This is a genomic window from Rhizobium sp. 01T437, from assembly GCF_056398505.1.
This window is the reverse complement of record NZ_JBFTPM010000047.1, coordinates 1-16820: the sequence shown is the minus strand read 5'-3', so window position 1 is coordinate 16820 and position 16820 is coordinate 1. Positions and strand designations below refer to the sequence as shown.

Sequence of the window (16820 nt, the reverse complement as noted above, 5' to 3'; positions counted from 1 at the left end):
CAACATCATGGATGCCCTGCGGAAGTCGATCGAAGGAGATCTGAAGACCAGCAAGACTGGCTAGGAGGTGCCGTGATGGATTACATCGCATCGATACCGATTAGAGAGGTCGTCGTTTTTCTGCCGGGGTCGGATCGCCCCAGGATCGCGAGGACGGTGGAAGACATTATGGGAATCCTGATGGCCAACCAGTGGCGAAAGAAGCCCAACGACACAGGCTGGCAGCACGCACTCGCAACCTGCCTTCGGGCTATGCAAGGCGATCACGATGCCTCGAAAGCAAGGAGCGCCTTCGTGAACGTCGCTAGAGACGCTGGCTTCAAGGTCCTGCCGGACGACGAGCGGCAGCCCCGACGACGTGCAAGGACCGCGAAAACCCAGAGGTTCGGCGAATGGGGGCAAACCGCACGCCCGCTAATCGGCCGTGGTTCAGGCACCCAGGTCCGTAAGCTGTATCGGAACCGGACGTTCGAGAGAGCATGCCTTTCGCGATGTTACTATGTCGGCAGAGACGCCAGCGATACCGATACGTGCGCGCGAAGCGACGATGCGGGCAGCGTCGGCCGCGGCAAGTCCCTTGACGAGACGCATGCCAATGACTGCTTTCGCCCAAAGCAATTTCGCTTTTGACAGGCATCTGGAGCCTGTTTTGAGTTCCGACGATCAAAGGCGCTGTTTGCCTCAAGCGATCGCTGATAATTCGATCGAGCGGCGCAAATTATCGACTCGTCGAGAGTAATCCGCCAGATCGTCAATGTCGGACTGCTGGTCTCGCGCCAACCCGGCACGAAAGACGTAGCTGCTTCCAGCGAGCGGGATTTTGAAGTGAAGCGCCCATGCCATCTTGTTTTTCGATTTCATGAATGGTGCGTGTATCTGCTTGAACATGCCGTTCTCCATCGGTTCCATGACCATGGACAGATGATGCCCAGGATACGTGGTGCGCGGAATCATACGTGCGTCTAGGTTTGGTGGACGCAAGGCGAACGCCTTGCTGGCGGTGGAATCTCGCGCCCCACGAGGTCAACGAGCTCTATGGGTATCATCCGTGGAAAGCCGACCTTTGCGATTTTCCGGGACAAGATGGTCCAGAGCCCGCTCCACCACGTGAATCGCCAGCAGTGCCGAAGGGGCCGGGTCTGGGATCTGCCGACATTCGCCGCCGATCGACGAACTGCTCCAGGTGGAACGCAACCTCGCGAAATTCGAATCCGTCTCCGGAAAAACATTCTTCGGTCCGTATCGAGCCGTCGCTCACGGGCTGCGGGGGCCTTTACAGGGAGATTTACGGCAAGCTGTCGCTCGTCCCATGAGACGGTGCGAAGCTGTATGTTGCCGTCCCGAGAGACGGAGAGACGGCTCCAGACCCGCGTCGAGACACCAGACCGGACGGCCGACGAGGTGCCCGCCAATGGAGCAGCCCAGGCGGCCGGCAAATCGTGCCTGGTCGGGACAAGCGGCTCCACACGCTATCCAATTGCCCGCCCGATGATGATTGAAAGAAGATCACCGGCCGAAACGATTTCACTCAGCACCGCACGCTTGGGTGAGTTTGCTTGGTCTTGCGCTTGCCTGTCAGGAAGACAGGTGCCCTGCCGCCAGTTCTGTCCGGCAAGCCTCCCCAAAATCAAGGAGAAAGTTCATCGCGCCGGAACGCGCAAGATCCCGAATTTCAGAGAGCGAGCGATTGGGCGTCAAGTAGGTCTCGACGATCCTTGCCATCGCGAGTTCGGCCGCGTCCACGACCGGACGGGTTGAGATCAGCCGCATCTGGGCGACCAGTGCATAAAGTAGCACGAGGTCGGAGACGTCGTCCTTCTGGTGGCTTATTGCGTCGCCGTAAAGCCGCGTCGCCTCGGCTATGAAGTCCGAAAAGAGCTTCTCGCGTTTGGCAGCATCTGCCTCGCGTTGTTTTTCCTTCACTTGTGATCGATGCGTCATCCAGGTCGTGGCAAACGAGGTCAGGCTGCCAATCGCGATTCCGGCGAGTCCCATCAGAGCAGAGATGTATGCGTCCACGAGAATTCTCCTTTCGAAACGAGCCGGGCGCGCGCGACACGTAAAATACAGGGCGGATGGGCGGGGAGGGCTGCAATGCCATGTGTGCCAGGCCCAATCGTGCTAGACATGAATTCAAAGGCTTACCGGCGCGAGGCTTAGTGTTCCGGGGCGGGCGGTGGGCCTACCCACACGCCAGCTGGTACTTCCGGGATGCAATTCGCCAATCCGTCGAGCATGCCTTGCAACACGCCCTCGCTCAGCTCATCAATCTTGCCGCTAGGGCCGACGAGGCCGTCTACCAGCAGCAAAGTCAGTCCATGCATTTGCGACCAGAATATTAGAATGGCGCCATCGATCGTACGCGTGTTTGCCGCAGTGTTGGGAATGAGGCGCCCGAGAGCGCCGTCGCATATCGCCTCTACTACAAGTGCTTTCATGCTGTGGGCTGCGGTTCTTTCGATTGCAGGGCGCCCATCGTCCTGGCCACCAAGGTAGCCCCCGAACATCAGTCTGTAGAGCGCCGGATTGTTGACACCGCCGCAAACGTAGGCGCGCGCGATAGCTGCTAGGCGCTCGCGCGGACTGTCGAGTTCCTTCGTCGCATCGCTCATCTGCTTCGCAAGGAGCTCGAATCCGACCGCCGAGACGGCGGCCAGCAATTCGCGCTTGTCGGCGAAGTGTTTGTAGGGGGCGTTGTGACTGACTCCTGCGCGTCGGGCGAGCTCCCGCAGCGAAAATTCCGTGCTCTGGGATTCGCTGAGGACATCGAGTGCGGCGCCTACGATCGCCCTATGCAGGTCGCCATGATGATACGGCCGCTGCTCTGTGGTGGAAATATCTTGGGTCATATTCGTCCACTAGGCTCTTAAGTTGCTCTTGTCAACATTTTTGACTGCGCGATGTTGACATTGTCTACTCTTGCCTCTAAGTGGGCGTTGTCAACATCTGGCAAATATCCTGTCAGCAGCAAGTTGAAGCTGGCCGATCGACAATGCGGCTCTCTTCGCAAACCGTACCGGAGCAAAAAATGCAGTCCTTTCGATTGCTGGGAATTGGTCTCGCCTGCGCAGTTCTGGCTGCGTGCGAAGAAAAGGCTGAAGTGGCGCCGCCGCGGCAGCAGGTCCGCGTCGTCGCTGCGTCGAAGGGTCAGTATCAACCGGGTGCGGAACTCACCGGCGAGGTGAAGGCAAGGGTCCAGACCGAACTCTCCTTTCGCGTCAGCGGCAGGGTTCTTGACAGGAAGGTGGACGTCGGATCGCATGTTCACGCCGGCGATGTTCTGGCGCGGCTCAACGATACCGAACAACAGGCCGACGTCAGCGTCGCCCACGCCGCGCTGGAGTCGGCGCAGGCCGTCGCCAGACAGAAGACACTCGCCTTCGACCGGGCGAAGTCGCTCCTGCAGTCACAGGCTGTTCCGCGGGCGGTCTTTGACGATGCGCAGAAGGAGCTGCTGAGCGCGCAGGCTTCCCTCGAGGCCGCCGAGGCCGCGCTCGCGACGGCAGAGGACGCGCTATCCTACACCGAGCTGAGGGCCGCCGCGGACGGTATCATCACGGCACGCGGCATCGAAGCCGGGCAGGTTGTATCAGCAGCGCAGTCGGCCTTCACGCTCGCCCATGACGGCCCCCGAGACGCAGTGTTCGATGTCTTCGAGGCATTCTTTCTGGACGGCCTGCCGCTGAACGACGTTGAGGTCGCACCGGTCTCCGACCCCGCGGGCGACGTCCACGCCAGCATCCGCGAGGTCTCGCCCGTCATAGACGCGAAGGCAGGCACGATCCGGATCAAGGTGGGGCTCCAGGAGGGCGCGCGATGGCCGCTCGGAACGCCTGTCGTGGGCAAGCTGCGCGCCTCGCCGCGCGACGGCATCGTGCTGCCCTATACCGCGATTGCATCAGCCGCAGGCCAACCCGCCGTGTGGCTCGTCAACACCCAAAAGCAATCCGTTTCGCTTCGGACGATTTCGGTCGACCGATACCGACAGAGCGATTTCGTCGTCACCGAAGGCGTCGCCGCAGACGACTTGATCGTCACCGAAGGCGGAAAATTCCTCAAGGAAGGCCAGGCAGTCGCCTGGGAAGGCAAGTGAGATGACCCTCAACCGCATATGTACCTCTCTCCCGCTTCTTCTGTCACTGTCGCTGCTTGCAGGCTGCGATCAGAACTCTGTCGCAAGGCAGGAGACGGCTCCCCGACCTGTCAAAGTCGTCATGGCTGCGGCCGAACAGGACAAAATCCCAAGCTCGCCCGGCGTAGTGCGAGCCCGCATCGAGACTGACCTGGCGTTTCGGACGCTCGGGCGAATGGTGTCCCGCAAGGTCGACGTCGGCGATCTCGTCCACAAGGGCGATGTCCTGGCGGAAATCGATCCCCTCACTCTGCAGCTCGCAGTCAAGAGTGCGCAAGCCGAACTGCGCAACGCCCAGGCGCAGTTGGAAAATGCCGCGACGACGGAAACACGCAAGCGACGGCTCGTCCAGAGCAATGCGGCAAGCGTTGCCGAGCACGATCTTGCCGAACAGCAGCTCAAATCGGCTACCGCCAATGCCGCGAAAGCGACGGCCAGCCTTGCGAAGGCGCGCGAGCAGCTAGGCTACGCTGAGCTGAGGGCCGAGTTCGACGGCGTTGTGACCGCCACGTCCGCGGAAATGGGTCAGACTGTTTCGGCCGGCCAGCCCGTCCTGAAATTGGCGCGCCTCGAGCAGCGCGACGTGGTCGTCGATGTGCCGGAAGCGCAGTTCAATCGTGTTCGCCTGGACGACCGCTTCAAGGTCGCCCTCCAGCTCGACAACAGGATCCAGGCCACTGGCGTGGTCCGCGAGATCGCGCCGCAGGCCGATCCCAGCACTCGCACCTATCGGCTGAAGATCGGGATCGATCAGGCGCCGGATATCTTCCGCCTTGGCGCCGTGGTCACTGCGACGCCGCTTATCGGAGAAAGGAAGCAGCCGATCACGCTGCCGCTCTCCGCCGTCCGCCATGAAGGCGGTACCAGCCAGGTATGGGTGGTGGATCGCGCCACCGCTCAGGTCGTCCTGAGGGCGGTTGAACTCGATGGCCCGGCGTCCGCCCCCCGTTCCGTCCTGGTGCAATCGGGCCTGCGGGAAGGGGAGGAGATCGTCATCGCCGGAGTCGATGACCTCACCGATGGACAGAAAGTGCAACTCGGACAGGAGCCACGCCCGTGAACAAATTCAACCTTTCGGACTGGGCGCTCGAGCACCGTTCGCTTGTCTGGTATTTCATGATCATGTTCGCGGTGGCGGGCCCCTTTGCCTATCTCGGGCTCGGCCGTGAAGAAGATCCGTCCTTCACGATCAAGACGATGGTGATCCAGGCCCAGTGGCCGGGCGCTTCGGCCGCGGAGGTGACGCAGCAAGTTACCGACCGCATCGAAAAGAAGCTGCAGGAACTCGATAATCTCGAACATACGAGAAGCATCACCACCGCGGGTCAGACGATTGTCTTCGTCGACCTGTTGCCGGACACCAACGCGCGCGATGTAAAGCCCACCTGGTCGCGCGTCCGCAACCTGATCGACGATATTAAGCACGAATTCCCTCAAGGCGTTGTCGGACCCTTCTTCGACGACCAGTTCGGCGACGTCTACGGCAACATCTTCGCCTTCACCGGCAACGGTCTCACTCAGAGGGAATTGCGCGATTTCGCCGAGAACGCCCGAACGCAGATCCTCAAGATCCCCGACGTCGGCAAGGTCGACATCGTCGGTGCGCAGGACGAGGTAATCTACCTCGAATTCTCCACTCGCAAGATCGCCGCCCTCGGCATCGACCGCTCGGCCATCATCGCCACGCTGCAGGCGCAAAACGCCGTCACCCAGTCCGGTTTTGTCGAAACGGGGCCGGAGCGAGTCGCTCTGCGGGTCGGCGGCCGGTTCATTTCTGAAGACACCCTGCGTGGGATCAATCTTCGGGTCAACGACCGCTTCTTCCCGCTGACCGACGTCGCCACGATCACCCGAGGCTATGTCGATCCGCCGACGTCGCTCTTCCGCTTCAACGGAAAGCCGGCGATCGGGCTGGCGATCGGTATGAAGACGGGCGGCAACCTGCTTGCCTTCGGCGAAGCGCTTGAAAAGACGATGACCAAAATCATCCAGGAGCTTCCCGTCGGCGTCGCCGTCGAACAGGTCTCCGACCAGCCGAAGGTGGTCGAGGAGGCTGTCGGGGGCTTCACCAAGGCCCTGTTCGAGGCGGTCGCGATCGTGCTCGCCATCAGTTTCATCAGCCTGGGGATGAGGGCCGGCCTGGTGGTGGCAATCGCGATCCCGCTTGTTCTCGCCATCACCTTCATGGTCATGTTCTACACCGGCATTTCGCTGCAGCGCATCTCGCTCGGAGCGTTGATCATCGCGCTCGGCCTCCTCGTTGACGACGCCATGATCGCGGTCGAGATGATGGTTGCACGCCTGGAAGCGGGCGACAGTCTCACGAAAGCTGCCACCTACGTCTACACATCGACGGCCTTTCCGATGCTGACCGGTACTCTGGTTACGGTTGCGGGCTTCATCCCCGTCGCTTTCAACAGGAGCAATGCCGGCGAGTTCACCTTCACGCTTTTTGTCGTCATTGTAGTTTCGCTGATCGTTTCGTGGGTGGTCGCGGTCGTGTTCACGCCGCTGATCGGTGTGACCATTCTACCGAAGTCGATGAAGAAGCATGCCGAGCACAAGGGCCGCTTCGCGAAGGCGTTTTCAAGCCTGCTGCAATTCTGCCTGCGTTGGCGCTGGATGACGATCGTCGCTACGGTTCTTCTCTTCGCCGGATCGGTCGTCGGTCTGTCGATGGTACAACAGCAGTTTTTCCCGAGCTCCGACCGTCCGGAACTGATCGTCGACTGGAACCTGCCGCAGAACAGTTCGATTGCGGAAACCAGCCGCCAGATGGCCCAGTTCGAGCGAGAGATGCTGACGAACAACCCTGGCGTCGAGCATTGGTCGACATATGTGGGAAGGGGCGCGCCGCGCTTTGTCCTTTCCTTCGACGTGCAGCCGGCAGACGTTTCTTTCGGCCAGACGATCATCGTCACCAAGGGACTCGACGATCGCGACAAGCTGAAACAGCAGATGGAAACCTACCTTCAGAAGACCTTTCCGGGGACGGACGCCTACGTGAAGCTTCTGGACATCGGACCTCCGGTCGGCAAGCCGATCCAGTACCGGGTTTCCGGCGAAAATCTGCAAACGGTGCGCGATCTGGCGCAGAAACTGGGCTCTATCGTCGGCACCGATCCCTCTCTCCGGAACCTTGCCTTCGACTGGAACGAGCCGGCTCGTGTCGTCAAGATAGACGTGCTGCAGGATAAGGCGAGGCAGCTCGGTGTCTCGTCTGAGGACATCGCCGTGGCGCTCAATACCGTCGTCCAGGGAAATGCCGTGACGCAGGTTCGCGATGACATCTATCTGGTCGATGTCATCGGCCGGGCCGCGAAAAAGGAGCGTGGCTCGATCGACACCCTGCTTGACCTGCAACTGCAGACCAGCAGCGGTCAATCGGTGCCGCTATCATCGGTCGCAACCTTCCGCTATGAGCTCGAACAGCCGACAATCTGGCGGCGCGACAGAATTCCGACGATCACCATCAAGGCCGGGATCGGCGATGCAACGCAGCCGGCGACCGTTGTGAAGGCGCTCTCTGAGAAGGTTTCGGCCTTCGAAAAGACCCTGCCGGCCGGGTATTCGGTCAAGATCGGCGGGGCGGTCGAGGAAAGCGCCAAGTCGCAGGGTCCGATCGCGAAGGTGGCACCAGCCATGTTCGTCGTCATGGCGACGCTGCTGATGATCCAGCTTCAAAGCTTCCACAGGCTGTTCCTGGTCTTCTCGGTCGCACCGCTGGCCCTCATCGGCGTCGTCGTGGCGCTGCTCGCCAGCAACTCGCCCCTCGGGTTCGTGGCGCTGCTGGGCGTGCTCGCGCTCGTCGGCATCCTCATCCGCAACTCGGTGATCCTGATCGTGCAGATCGAGGAGTTGCGCGCAGAGGGAATGTCGGCGTGGAAGGCGGTGGTGGAGGCGGCCGAACACCGCATGCGGCCGATCATGCTCACCGCCGCAGCCGCGACGCTGGCCCTCATTCCGATCTCGCACGAGATCTTCTGGGGTCCCATGGCCTACGCGATGATGGGCGGGATCGTCGTCGGCACGGCGCTGACACTTCTCTTCCTGCCGGCGCTCTACGTCACCTGGTTCCGGATTCCCCGCGAAGTCGAGCAGAACTGAGATGACAACATTCCTCTCCCATCCCGGTGCCCGGGGTCTCGCCGGGCATGGATTCACCACGGCGATTGCCGGCCGCATGGGTCGGGCCGTTCCGGTTCTTTTGGCCCTATCAATCGCTACATCGGGCTGTGCCGGCCGGGTGCAGGATGTCCTCCAGCCTCTCGCCGTGGCTCCGACCGGCACCACTAGGGTCACCATGCTGGTCGCCACGACGCGCAAGGCTTCGGAGGATCCCGGCAAGCTCTATTCCGGGGACCGCGGGACTGCGATCTCCCTCAACAGCGTCGACGTGTCCATTCCGCCTGACCGGAACCGCAAGATCGGCGAGGTGCAATGGCCGTCCCGGATGCCGCCCAATCCGCAAAAGGAGTTCGCGGTCACGAAGGTCGCCAAGGTTCAGTCCGAAGGGCAGGCCTTCGACTGGTACCGGGCAAATCGAAACAAGAAGCACCAGGTCGTCATCTTCGTTCATGGATTTAACAACACCTATGCCGACGCCGTCTTCCGCTTCGCGCAGATCGTCCATGATTCTGGAACCGATGCCGCACCGATCCTCTTCACCTGGCCATCAAGGGGCCGTGTCTTCGACTACCTCTACGACAAGGAGAGCGCCAACTATTCGCGTCGCGCTCTGGAGGATCTGATCCTTCAGGCGGTCAACAGTCCGGACGTCTCCGATGTGACGATCCTCGCCCATTCCATGGGCGGCTGGCTTGCGGCCGAGGCGCTGCGCGGCGTCGCTATGCGCGAGAAGTCAATCCCGACGAAGGTAAAGAACGTCGTTCTCGCATCGCCGGACATCGATATCGACGTGTTTCGTCGCCAGTTCACTGAGATGGGACCGAAGCGGCCGCACTTTGTCATCCTGACGTCGACACGCGACAAGGCGCTGGAGATGTCGGGCTGGCTATCGGGTGGCGTGAGCCGTGTCGGCGGGTCCGATCTCAGACCCTATGAGCCTCTTCTCGACGAACTCGGCGTGTCCGTCATCGACACGAGCGCCATCGCGACGAACGATCCGCTCGGCCACAATGCTTTCGCCGACAGTCCGGAGATCGTACGCCTGCTCGGGCGCCGCCTTGCAGGGCAGAGCCTGGAGGGCGGAAAGGCAAGCGTTGCGGACCAGATCGGCGTGACAGCGGCCAATTTCGCTGGTTCCGCAGCGCGTGTGGCCGTTGCGGCTCCGGTCGCAGTCATCAGTCCGGAGGAACGAGAGGTCCTGAAGCGGGAGCTCTCGTCGAGTGGGGCGAAGATGGCGGATGGGCAGATTGCGTATTGAGCGTCAACCGCCTCGCTCAGACGCTGTCTGAGACCCGCCCATGATATGGACGAGATAGGATTGGCAAATGGAAGTTGGCACGACTGTAGGAAACCGGCTACAGGCCCGCTATCGCTCCTCGATCGTCGAAGCCGGCACGGCAGCGTGCCGGCTGTACGGACCGTCGAAAACAAACGTCGCCGATATCGCTCGACTGCTGGGGAAATCGCCGGCGAGCGTGTACAAAATCTTCCCCTCCAAGGCGGCGATTTGGAATGCCATTGCCGGGAATTTTTTCGAAACTGATCTCCGATTCAGCTCGTCTGTCGATGGTGAGCTTGTGAGTGCAGCGCGTTGCCTGAGTGAAACCGCGCTCGGACAACATGATTCGATGCTGAAGGCCCGTCACGAGGACGGCCATATGTTCAAGCTCGTTGTTCTTGCCGCGGAAGGCGGTTGGTCGTCCTTCGAGCACTATCTGAAGCGATTCCGAAGCTATGTGGGCGCCCTCATCCGCGCTGGCATCGCGACGAATGAGTTTGCTCCGCGGAATGTTGACATGGCCGCTTCGTGCTTTTGCGCGTCAATCATCGCCCTTTGGGATCCTAGAGTTATTGGAGCGGTGCCTTCGAGCGACTGTGAGCTAACAGCCCTCGAACTCGTTTCCTTTGCAGTGGCAGGTCTCCGCGAAATTTCATGATGATGGACAGCGACAACCAAAGAATAATTGCGGAAACTAAGGTCGCGGGGGAGCCGGCCGCGAATGTTGTCGTGCACCGCCGATCAACGTGATCGCGAGTGGGCTGGCGACCGGCAAGGCGACGCGGGCATCCGCTATGGCGGGTCTATCGAGAAAGACATGATCTCCATTCCGATTGGTCCTCGTCTCCAGCAGATGGCGCTTGCAGCGGCACCGTCCTACATCGAGAAGCACGATCAACCTGAAAATCCAGCCCAACTGACGGACCACTACGCGATCCGATACAGGTTGCCCGGCAGACCGCTCCTTCCCTGGGCGTTGCGAAACGCAGACAAAACGGCAAACGTGAAGCCTTTGACGCACCTGGTTCTGAGCGTGAACGCATTGAACACGGGATTGAGCTACGCCCAAGCCGGACTGGGCATCATCGGCACGTTCCGCAACTGGCTTGACGATGACTTCCGTGCCGGGACTTTGGTTCCCGTCTTGCCCGACTGGTGGGCTGAGCAGGAGGGGCCACGCCTCTACTATCCAAGGCGCTTCACGTCCACGCCGCTGCGTGCATTCATCGATGTCTGCCGCAGCGAAACCACGATGACGTGAACCGCTGTCATTCGTCCGCTTCGGGCCAATATTGAGCTTGCACGTCTCGATCAGCGAGGCGATGGTCGCCCAATTCTCTGCGCCATGTCATGCCCGGCGAAGAGAGCATTCTTTCGGTTGAGCGTTATCGGCCGGATGGTTCTCTCGACGCCGACCGCGCAGGGTGGTTCGGCTTCAACCCATACCGCTCGAGCCTAGCATACAGTCGCAATTGCGAGGTTAACGGTCGGAAGACCATGATTTTCACTTATCCGGCGAAAGAAAATTTGCAATCGTTGATTTTGCGGCGCACAATATTTTGCAGTGCGAGACGGAGGGCCAACGATGAGGATCTGCATCTACAAATCAGATGACGAGCCGGACGTGACGCTCTTTTTGCGGGAAGGCGTGGCGGTGCCTGCAAACGCCAGAAAACAGAAATGGCGGCACTTTAAAGCAGTCACTCGAGATGAGGTCAGCGCGGACCTCCTAAAGAAGATTGAGGTCGCGAACGGTTCTCTTTTTATTCAACTTGGCTCGTCGCTGTGAGGTCAAGCTCATGTTCGGGCCGATTGCGATAGCGTAGGCTAAATGCGCGAGAACGGTCTGGGTTGCTGCCCGCGTACATCCGGCTGCTGAACCACGGCTTTGAGCCTAAGAAGGTTTAAGGTGTCGATTTCAAGATCGGGCTCGGTGTCGCTTGGAACAGCGAAGATCGGACCGCCTCCCGCGACGACATCATCGATATCGCTCGCTCGCTGGTGCGAGCCAGGCCGGTGAGGGGGGAGGGAGGGGGCCGTTGATTGCGAGAATCTCAATTAAATGGCGATCCCGGTCCGAAAGCGGAACACTCGGTCGTTGGGCAGTCGGTTCCGCTCCTGCTGCGCACCGCTCACGCTGAAGCTCCTGCGGCTGCCCTTCCTCACGCCCTCGTGTGACGCGAATCCCGCTTTCCCGCGCGTTTGACGTGTCGCTATGCTGAAACCTCCGATACGCTTATTTGTATGCTGGTCGATCCTGGCGGATCGGCAGTGAACCGCATGGCCTGCCAGGCAATGATGGCGCATTCCTCGTAGCCTTGCGTCCGACGCAAGTGGTCCGCTACTGCGAAGGGCGTTCGACAAAACGTTGGAAAAAAGCTGCGACGGGATGGGCCTCGGTCGAAACTCGGTTTCCCGCACATCTCTGACAACGTCATTGTATTGGGATTTTTCGCAATTGGTCGGCGCCATTCTGGTCGCCGGCATCGATCCAACTATTGACCGTCAATCACGCTTTGCCGCATCCCTCCAGGCGCGCTCGAACGGTAGGCGCCAAGCGTGCGGGGCAACGAGTTGGTGGATCGACTTCGGCCCCCAGCCGCCCTGGTCGTAGAGGCGTACGGGCGGCGGGTTATCGAGGAGAGGTTGGGAAACCTCCCAGAGCCGCTCAATACCCTCGGCCGTAGTGAACAGCGTGTGGTCACCGCGCATGGCGTCGAGGATCAGACGCTCATAAGCCTCCAGAACTTCGCCAATCAGGCCGGTTTCGCTCATGGCGAATTGCAGCGAGAGCTTGTCGAGCCGGAAGCCCGGTCCAGGGCGCTTGCCATAGAAGGAAAGCGAGACCTTGGAGGCATCAGCAAGGTCGAAGGTGAGGTGGTCAGGGCCCTGTGCCCCCACGCCAGAGCCGGCAGGGAACATCGATTTCGGGGGCTCGCGGAATGCGATCGAAATAATGCGCTGCCCCTCGGCCATGCGCTTGCCGGTACGCAGGTAGAAGGGCACGCCAGCCCAGCGCCAATTGTCGATGGCGCATTTTAGGGCGATGAAGGTGTCAGTGTCGCTTTCGGGATCGACGCCAGGCTCACTACGGTAGCCAATGTATTGACCGCGCACCACGTCCCGCGGCTCAATCGGCAACATGGAGCGGAACACCTTGTTCTTCTCTTCCGAGATTGGCGCAGGCTCAAGGGCAGTAGGCGGCTCCATCGCCATGAAGCCGAGGATCTGGAAGAGGTGGGTCACCACCATGTCACGATAGGCGCCGGTGGTCTCGTAAAAGGCGGCACGGGTGGAAAGGCCGAGCGTCTCCGGAACGTCGATCTGCACATGGTCGATGAAATTGCGGTTCCAGATCGGTTCGAACAGGCCATTGGCAAATCGGAAGGCCAGGATGTTTTGCGCCGGCTCCTTGCCGAGGAAATGGTCGATGCGGAATATCTGCTTCTCGTCGAACACTTCGTGCAACTTCTTGTTCAGCGCAACGGCACTGGCAAGGTCCGTGCCGAAGGGCTTTTCCATGATGATGCGGGAGCGTTCAGTCAGCTTAGCCTGGGCGAGGAGTTGCACGGCCAGAAGGGCGGCACTTGGTGGCACGGATAAATAATGCACGCGCCGCGTCTCGGCGCCCAGTCCTTCCTCGGCCCTGTCGACCGCTTCCTTGAGAGCATTGGCGCCGGCAGCGAGCGGGACGTAGTCGAGCGATGCGGCAAACGCTTCCCATTCGGACTGCGAGAACTTGCGAGTCAAGAACTTGTCCAGCGAGTCACGGGCGATGGTGCGGAAGGCATCGGCATCGATGTCGTCGAGCGAGACGCCGATAATGCGGCACCCTGGGATGAAGCCCGCATTGGTGAGGTGGAACAGCCCGGTCAGTAGCTTGCGCCTTGAGAGATCGCCCGTTGCGCCGACGAGCACAACGACCTGTGGATAGCCGGGGCCAACCCGAGTTGAATTCTTGCGCAAAACACTCATCCTCAAGTCTTCCGTTGTCCCTTGGGGATGGAGGTCGACCCCAGCTCCGCGCTGCCGCGAAGCGGCTATCTTCGTGCGTGATGCCATGACGTTGAAGCTCACCCCTCTAAGGTTAAATAGAGGCATGGATTGAGGTGCGGAGCAAGGGGCGGCAATACCGTCCCGAAGTGCCGCGTCTTAGCGACTTCGGTCGCTCCTTGTCGACTTTCTTGATAGCAATGTCTTGAGCACCTCAGTCAGTAAGATGACCCAACTCAGAGGCGCAGGGCGATTATTGACAGCAAATCCAAAGCTGACAGCACTCGGGGCTTCGATATCAGTTGCCTTTGAATGCCGTTTGTCAAAGATCGAGGTTTGCAGTCAGGGCAGCGTGCCATCCGGAGGTGACGCCACCGCCAGCCAGCCATTGAAACCGTCGAACCTTGCTGCGTATTCAGGCCAACAGGACGGTCACGAGTTCGAACCCTATCAAGACGGCCATACTGTAATCGAGGCGACTACTTTTCGAGGCGCACGCCTTTGCCGCCACTTGGGGAGGCTCCCTCGTCCAGAAATATGATGCCGCGCTCCTGATAGACACGTTTGATCGCTTCGATTGTGACAGGCTGCGGACCGCGGGGCCCAATATCGTCCTGCTCGACACGGCTCACGGTATTGGCAGTGACCTTCGCCAACCCGGCGACTTCTCGTACGCCAAGCTTCAACATGGCACGTGCAGCTCGAGCTTGAGCAGGATTCACCGCGACCTCATATTTATTTCGATACAGGGTATTGACGTAGACTTCGTATTATTATAGATACACTGTATTTATGGCTCCATCAATGAATGTGGCTCTAACTGGGCGTATTTTGCGCCCGGCACGCATTTCTATGCTCACCAGCTGCCATCGGAGTAAATTGCACGGAACTACGCCAGCTATCCTACTTCGTCGCGGTGGCCGAGGAGCTGCATTTCGGCAGGGCGGCAGCAAAGGTGCATATCGCCCAGCCAGCTTTGTCGAACCAGGTGATGGCGCTCGAGAAGGAACTCGGCGTGCAGCTGTTCCTCCGCACGACACGGCGGGTGGAACTGACAAGGGCAGGGGCGGCCTACTACGAGCGTGCTGTCCGGATCCTGAGCGAAGTGGATCTGTCGAGGGAGATCGCCCGCTCGATTGCCGGCAAGACCACGCGGAAGATTGCGATCGGCACCGTCTATCCCGCCACMATCGGCGTGCTGCCGGCCTTCCTTGCGCGCATTGCCCGCAAATATCCCGATATCCGCCTGCATATCGAAAGCGGCACCACCGATGACATCATCCGCCATATCGAGGCAGGCCGCATCAATCTCGGCTTCATCAGGCCGGTGGAGAATATCGGCTCGCTGCGCTTCTTCTCGATTGCCCATGAACGCTACCTGCTGGCGGTCGCCAAGGAGAGCCCTCTATCGTTGAAGAGCGAGATCGACATCGAGGATCTGCGCAGTGAGAAGATCATCTCGTTCTCCCGTCAGAATCTCTCCTACAGCGAGCGCTATTTTGCGGAAAAGTTCGAGGAGCATGATCTGACCGACAATGTCGCATACACCTGCGACGACACGTTCTCGCTGGTGTCACTGGTCTCAGCCGGTCTTGGCATCGGCTTCGTGCCGGAATGGACGCAGGATCTGCCGAACCGCGGTTTCGAGCTGAAGAAGGTGAGGGGCATCGATTTCAAGATCGGGCTCGGTGTCGCTTGGAACAGAGAAGATCCAACCGCCTCGCGCGACGACATCATCGATATTGCGCGATCGCTGGCGCGGCCGGGCAGGTGAGGGGGCCGGAGATTTCTGGTGACCATTCCTTTACTGTGCATCGCACTCAAATATAGCCCTCCATTCTTGCGACTGCCATGCCGACTTGGTTGTGGCCGTGATGCCGATACCACCATCGAAAGCATAGGGTCACCGGAATGTCTCCTAATGCTACAATCCAACTAGGTTTCCGTTCGCATGGAGATGACATGTCGGAACGATTGGAACGCGTTCTTCAACATCTAAAGTCTGCCAGACCGATCGCCGAGAAAAGCCCAACGCTTGGCAAAGTGGTCGAACTGATCGACGAGGCGATCATCGAGGCCGAGAGCAAGTTGAAGGCAACGCGCAGTAACGACGGAAGAAAGCAGTGACGCAGCAATTATTGCACGCGCTTGAGCGGGCCAGGTGAGGGACAAAGGGGCCGGCTAACGATTGCAAAAGGTACGCGAGGTGCGCCCGGCCAGAAAGCGGAACACGAGCTCGTGGGGCAGTCGGTCCCGCGTCTGCTTCGCACCGCTAACGCTCCTGCGGCTGCCCTTCCTCACGCCTCGTGTGACGCGAATTCCCGCTTTCCGGCGCTCGGGCGCGCAGAAGGGTAGTCTGTCCCGCACCTTTGACGCGGACGCTATGCTGAAAGCTCCGATACGCTTCTTTGTCTGCAGGCCGAAATGTCGATTACGCCACTTTGCCTCGCAGCAACTCGGCAAGCTCGACCGCTTCGAGGCGTGCCGATGTCTCCCGGAAGCACTGTTCAACCCTAATGAGACGCTGTTTCACCAAACAATAAGCCCAGGACCAGAAGGGAAGCAAAGGACAGAACCAATCCTGTCCGCGCGACAGTGGCTGCTTTGCGCAAGGAACGAAACTCATCGGCGACGTAGTACCTCTCGAAGCGGCTGCGCTTGCGCGCCTGTCGTTCCCGGCGACTTAGGCCTTCGTCTCCTGGCTTATCGACCAAGCAGCCGGTTTCGCCTAACACCCGGATAATGACCCAAAAACCGATCGCGAAGCACACGACAAATGCACTAAAGCAGGCCCAAACTGCTAGCTGCAAAACGAGCGGTTTACCTACCATTCTTGGGTGTCTTCCGAAGCGGGTGGATGAAGAGTCTGCCAGGGTTCGGGCCCACTCAAGCCTCGGCTGCCGCGCGAAAATCGTATCATGCCGCGCGTATAAATGTTCGTCGCTCCAATAGGCAGCGATCTAACCACCATCATCGATTTGGGTTGCCCCCGATCCTGATATTACCCAAATATCCTTGCCGAAATCACAATTCTCTTGTCATCGACGTCTTAGGATATGCCGCCTTCCGCGAACGCGCACTGCTGAGAATTTGGGAACAGCTTGTCTGGCCACGCATCTGCTGCCGAGCATGCCAGCGGAGAAAGGGCTACGAAAGCGATATGGGTTGAGGCGGCCAGTGTGTATCGCACCTAACAGAAGCCATTGAGCTTCAGGATTTTATGGGCATCGATCGTTGCCCGCAGATCCTCCTCTGACGCGCGGTCTCCGTCCGCGGTCTCCGTCGTTT

General features: G+C 59.9%; 15 protein-coding genes and 1 pseudogene. 10 read left to right on the top strand and 6 right to left on the bottom strand.

The annotated features are described in order from the left end of the window. The first annotated feature begins 75 nt into the window (after positions 1–75). Complete coding sequence (locus AC1DM5_RS36090) at positions 76–630, top strand: DUF982 domain-containing protein (RefSeq protein ID WP_477824235.1); 555 nt, start codon at positions 76–78, stop codon at positions 628–630. Between the two features lie 51 nt (positions 631–681). Here AC1DM5_RS36090 and AC1DM5_RS36085 read toward each other — a convergent pair whose 3' ends face one another. The 3 genes from AC1DM5_RS36085 to AC1DM5_RS36075 form a co-directional block, all read right to left on the bottom strand. Next, positions 682–888, bottom strand: a complete 207-nt coding sequence (locus AC1DM5_RS36085) for a hypothetical protein (protein ID WP_477824234.1) — start codon at positions 886–888, stop codon at positions 682–684. A 687-nt stretch (positions 889–1575) separates the two neighbouring features. Further along, positions 1576–2019: a hypothetical protein gene (locus tag AC1DM5_RS36080; protein ID WP_477824233.1), complete on the bottom strand. Its 444-nt coding sequence runs from the start codon at positions 2017–2019 to the stop codon at positions 1576–1578. 137 nt (positions 2020–2156) lie between these two features. Continuing rightward, positions 2157–2849: a TetR/AcrR family transcriptional regulator gene (locus tag AC1DM5_RS36075; RefSeq protein WP_477824232.1), complete on the bottom strand. Its 693-nt coding sequence runs from the start codon at positions 2847–2849 to the stop codon at positions 2157–2159. A 179-nt stretch (positions 2850–3028) separates the two neighbouring features. Between AC1DM5_RS36075 and AC1DM5_RS36070 the strand changes: the two genes are divergently transcribed. From AC1DM5_RS36070 to AC1DM5_RS36045, 6 genes are all read left to right on the top strand, one after another. Then, positions 3029–4093 (top strand): efflux RND transporter periplasmic adaptor subunit, encoded by a 1065-nt coding sequence (locus AC1DM5_RS36070; RefSeq protein ID WP_477976888.1) that lies wholly within the window; start codon positions 3029–3031, stop codon positions 4091–4093. 1 nt (position 4094) lies between these two features. Further along, positions 4095–5192 carry an efflux RND transporter periplasmic adaptor subunit gene (locus tag AC1DM5_RS36065; RefSeq protein WP_477824230.1) on the top strand — a complete coding sequence of 366 codons (1098 nt, stop codon included), beginning with the start codon at positions 4095–4097 and terminating at the stop codon, positions 5190–5192. Next, positions 5189–8239 (top strand): efflux RND transporter permease subunit, encoded by a 3051-nt coding sequence (locus AC1DM5_RS36060; protein ID WP_477824229.1) that lies wholly within the window; start codon positions 5189–5191, stop codon positions 8237–8239. Before AC1DM5_RS36065 ends, AC1DM5_RS36060 begins: the two co-directional genes overlap by 4 nt. Position 8240: 1 nt before the next feature. After that, positions 8241–9518 carry an alpha/beta hydrolase gene (locus tag AC1DM5_RS36055; protein ID WP_477824228.1) on the top strand — a complete coding sequence of 426 codons (1278 nt, stop codon included), beginning with the start codon at positions 8241–8243 and terminating at the stop codon, positions 9516–9518. A gap of 67 nt (positions 9519–9585) precedes the next feature. Continuing rightward, the gene (locus AC1DM5_RS36050; protein ID WP_477824227.1) at positions 9586–10197 is read left to right on the top strand and encodes a TetR family transcriptional regulator; all 612 of its coding nucleotides are present in this window, start codon (positions 9586–9588) and stop codon (positions 10195–10197) included. Positions 10198–10260: 63 nt separating this feature from the next. Further along, positions 10261–10800, top strand: coding sequence for a LysR substrate-binding domain-containing protein (locus AC1DM5_RS36045; protein ID WP_477824226.1), 540 nt, complete (start codon positions 10261–10263; stop codon positions 10798–10800). 30 nt (positions 10801–10830) lie between these two features. Here the strand turns inward: AC1DM5_RS36045 and AC1DM5_RS36040 are convergent. After that, a pseudogene (locus tag AC1DM5_RS36040) lies at positions 10831–10949 on the bottom strand (IS66 family transposase); the annotation flags it as partial. A 175-nt stretch (positions 10950–11124) separates the two neighbouring features. Here AC1DM5_RS36040 and AC1DM5_RS36035 point away from each other — a divergent pair. Continuing rightward, on the top strand, positions 11125–11328 hold the full coding sequence (locus tag AC1DM5_RS36035; RefSeq protein WP_477824225.1) for a hypothetical protein: 204 nt from the start codon (positions 11125–11127) through the stop codon (positions 11326–11328). Between the two features lie 716 nt (positions 11329–12044). On the opposite strand, the gene zwf is transcribed toward AC1DM5_RS36035, so the two are convergent. Then, entirely contained in the window at positions 12045–13514 is a 1470-nt protein-coding gene (gene zwf / locus AC1DM5_RS36030; protein ID WP_477824224.1) for a glucose-6-phosphate dehydrogenase, read from the bottom strand. Positions 13515–14011: 497 nt separating this feature from the next. Then, on the bottom strand, positions 14012–14188 hold the full coding sequence (locus tag AC1DM5_RS36025; RefSeq protein WP_477824223.1) for a helix-turn-helix domain-containing protein: 177 nt from the start codon (positions 14186–14188) through the stop codon (positions 14012–14014). Between the two features lie 212 nt (positions 14189–14400). On the opposite strand from AC1DM5_RS36025, the gene AC1DM5_RS36020 reads away from it, so the two are divergent. Together AC1DM5_RS36020 and AC1DM5_RS36015 are read left to right on the top strand one after the other, a co-directional pair. Further along, positions 14401–15306, top strand: coding sequence for a LysR family transcriptional regulator (locus tag AC1DM5_RS36020; protein WP_477976890.1), 906 nt, complete (start codon positions 14401–14403; stop codon positions 15304–15306). Positions 15307–15494: 188 nt separating this feature from the next. Continuing rightward, positions 15495–15659, top strand: coding sequence for a hypothetical protein (locus AC1DM5_RS36015; protein ID WP_477824400.1), 165 nt, complete (start codon positions 15495–15497; stop codon positions 15657–15659). Positions 15660–16820 lie beyond the last annotated feature (1161 nt).

Excerpts from the sequence above, each read along its gene's own strand:
- AC1DM5_RS36050 (WP_477824227.1), top strand. The coding sequence starts at position 9,586 with ATGGAAGTTGGCACGACTGTAGGAAACCGGCTACAGGCCCGCTATCGC.
- AC1DM5_RS36085 (WP_477824234.1), bottom strand. The coding sequence starts at position 888 with ATGTTCAAGCAGATACACGCACCATTCATGAAATCGAAAAACAAGATG.
- zwf (WP_477824224.1), bottom strand. The coding sequence starts at position 13,514 with ATGAGTGTTTTGCGCAAGAATTCAACTCGGGTTGGCCCCGGCTATCCA.
- AC1DM5_RS36090 (WP_477824235.1), top strand. The coding sequence starts at position 76 with ATGGATTACATCGCATCGATACCGATTAGAGAGGTCGTCGTTTTTCTG.
- AC1DM5_RS36065 (WP_477824230.1), top strand. The coding sequence starts at position 4,095 with ATGACCCTCAACCGCATATGTACCTCTCTCCCGCTTCTTCTGTCACTG.
- AC1DM5_RS36035 (WP_477824225.1), top strand. The coding sequence starts at position 11,125 with ATGAGGATCTGCATCTACAAATCAGATGACGAGCCGGACGTGACGCTC.
- AC1DM5_RS36055 (WP_477824228.1), top strand. The coding sequence starts at position 8,241 with ATGACAACATTCCTCTCCCATCCCGGTGCCCGGGGTCTCGCCGGGCAT.
- AC1DM5_RS36070 (WP_477976888.1), top strand. The coding sequence starts at position 3,029 with ATGCAGTCCTTTCGATTGCTGGGAATTGGTCTCGCCTGCGCAGTTCTG.
- AC1DM5_RS36045 (WP_477824226.1), top strand. The coding sequence starts at position 10,261 with ATGTTGTCGTGCACCGCCGATCAACGTGATCGCGAGTGGGCTGGCGAC.
- AC1DM5_RS36015 (WP_477824400.1), top strand. The coding sequence starts at position 15,495 with ATGTCGGAACGATTGGAACGCGTTCTTCAACATCTAAAGTCTGCCAGA.
- AC1DM5_RS36075 (WP_477824232.1), bottom strand. The coding sequence starts at position 2,849 with ATGACCCAAGATATTTCCACCACAGAGCAGCGGCCGTATCATCATGGC.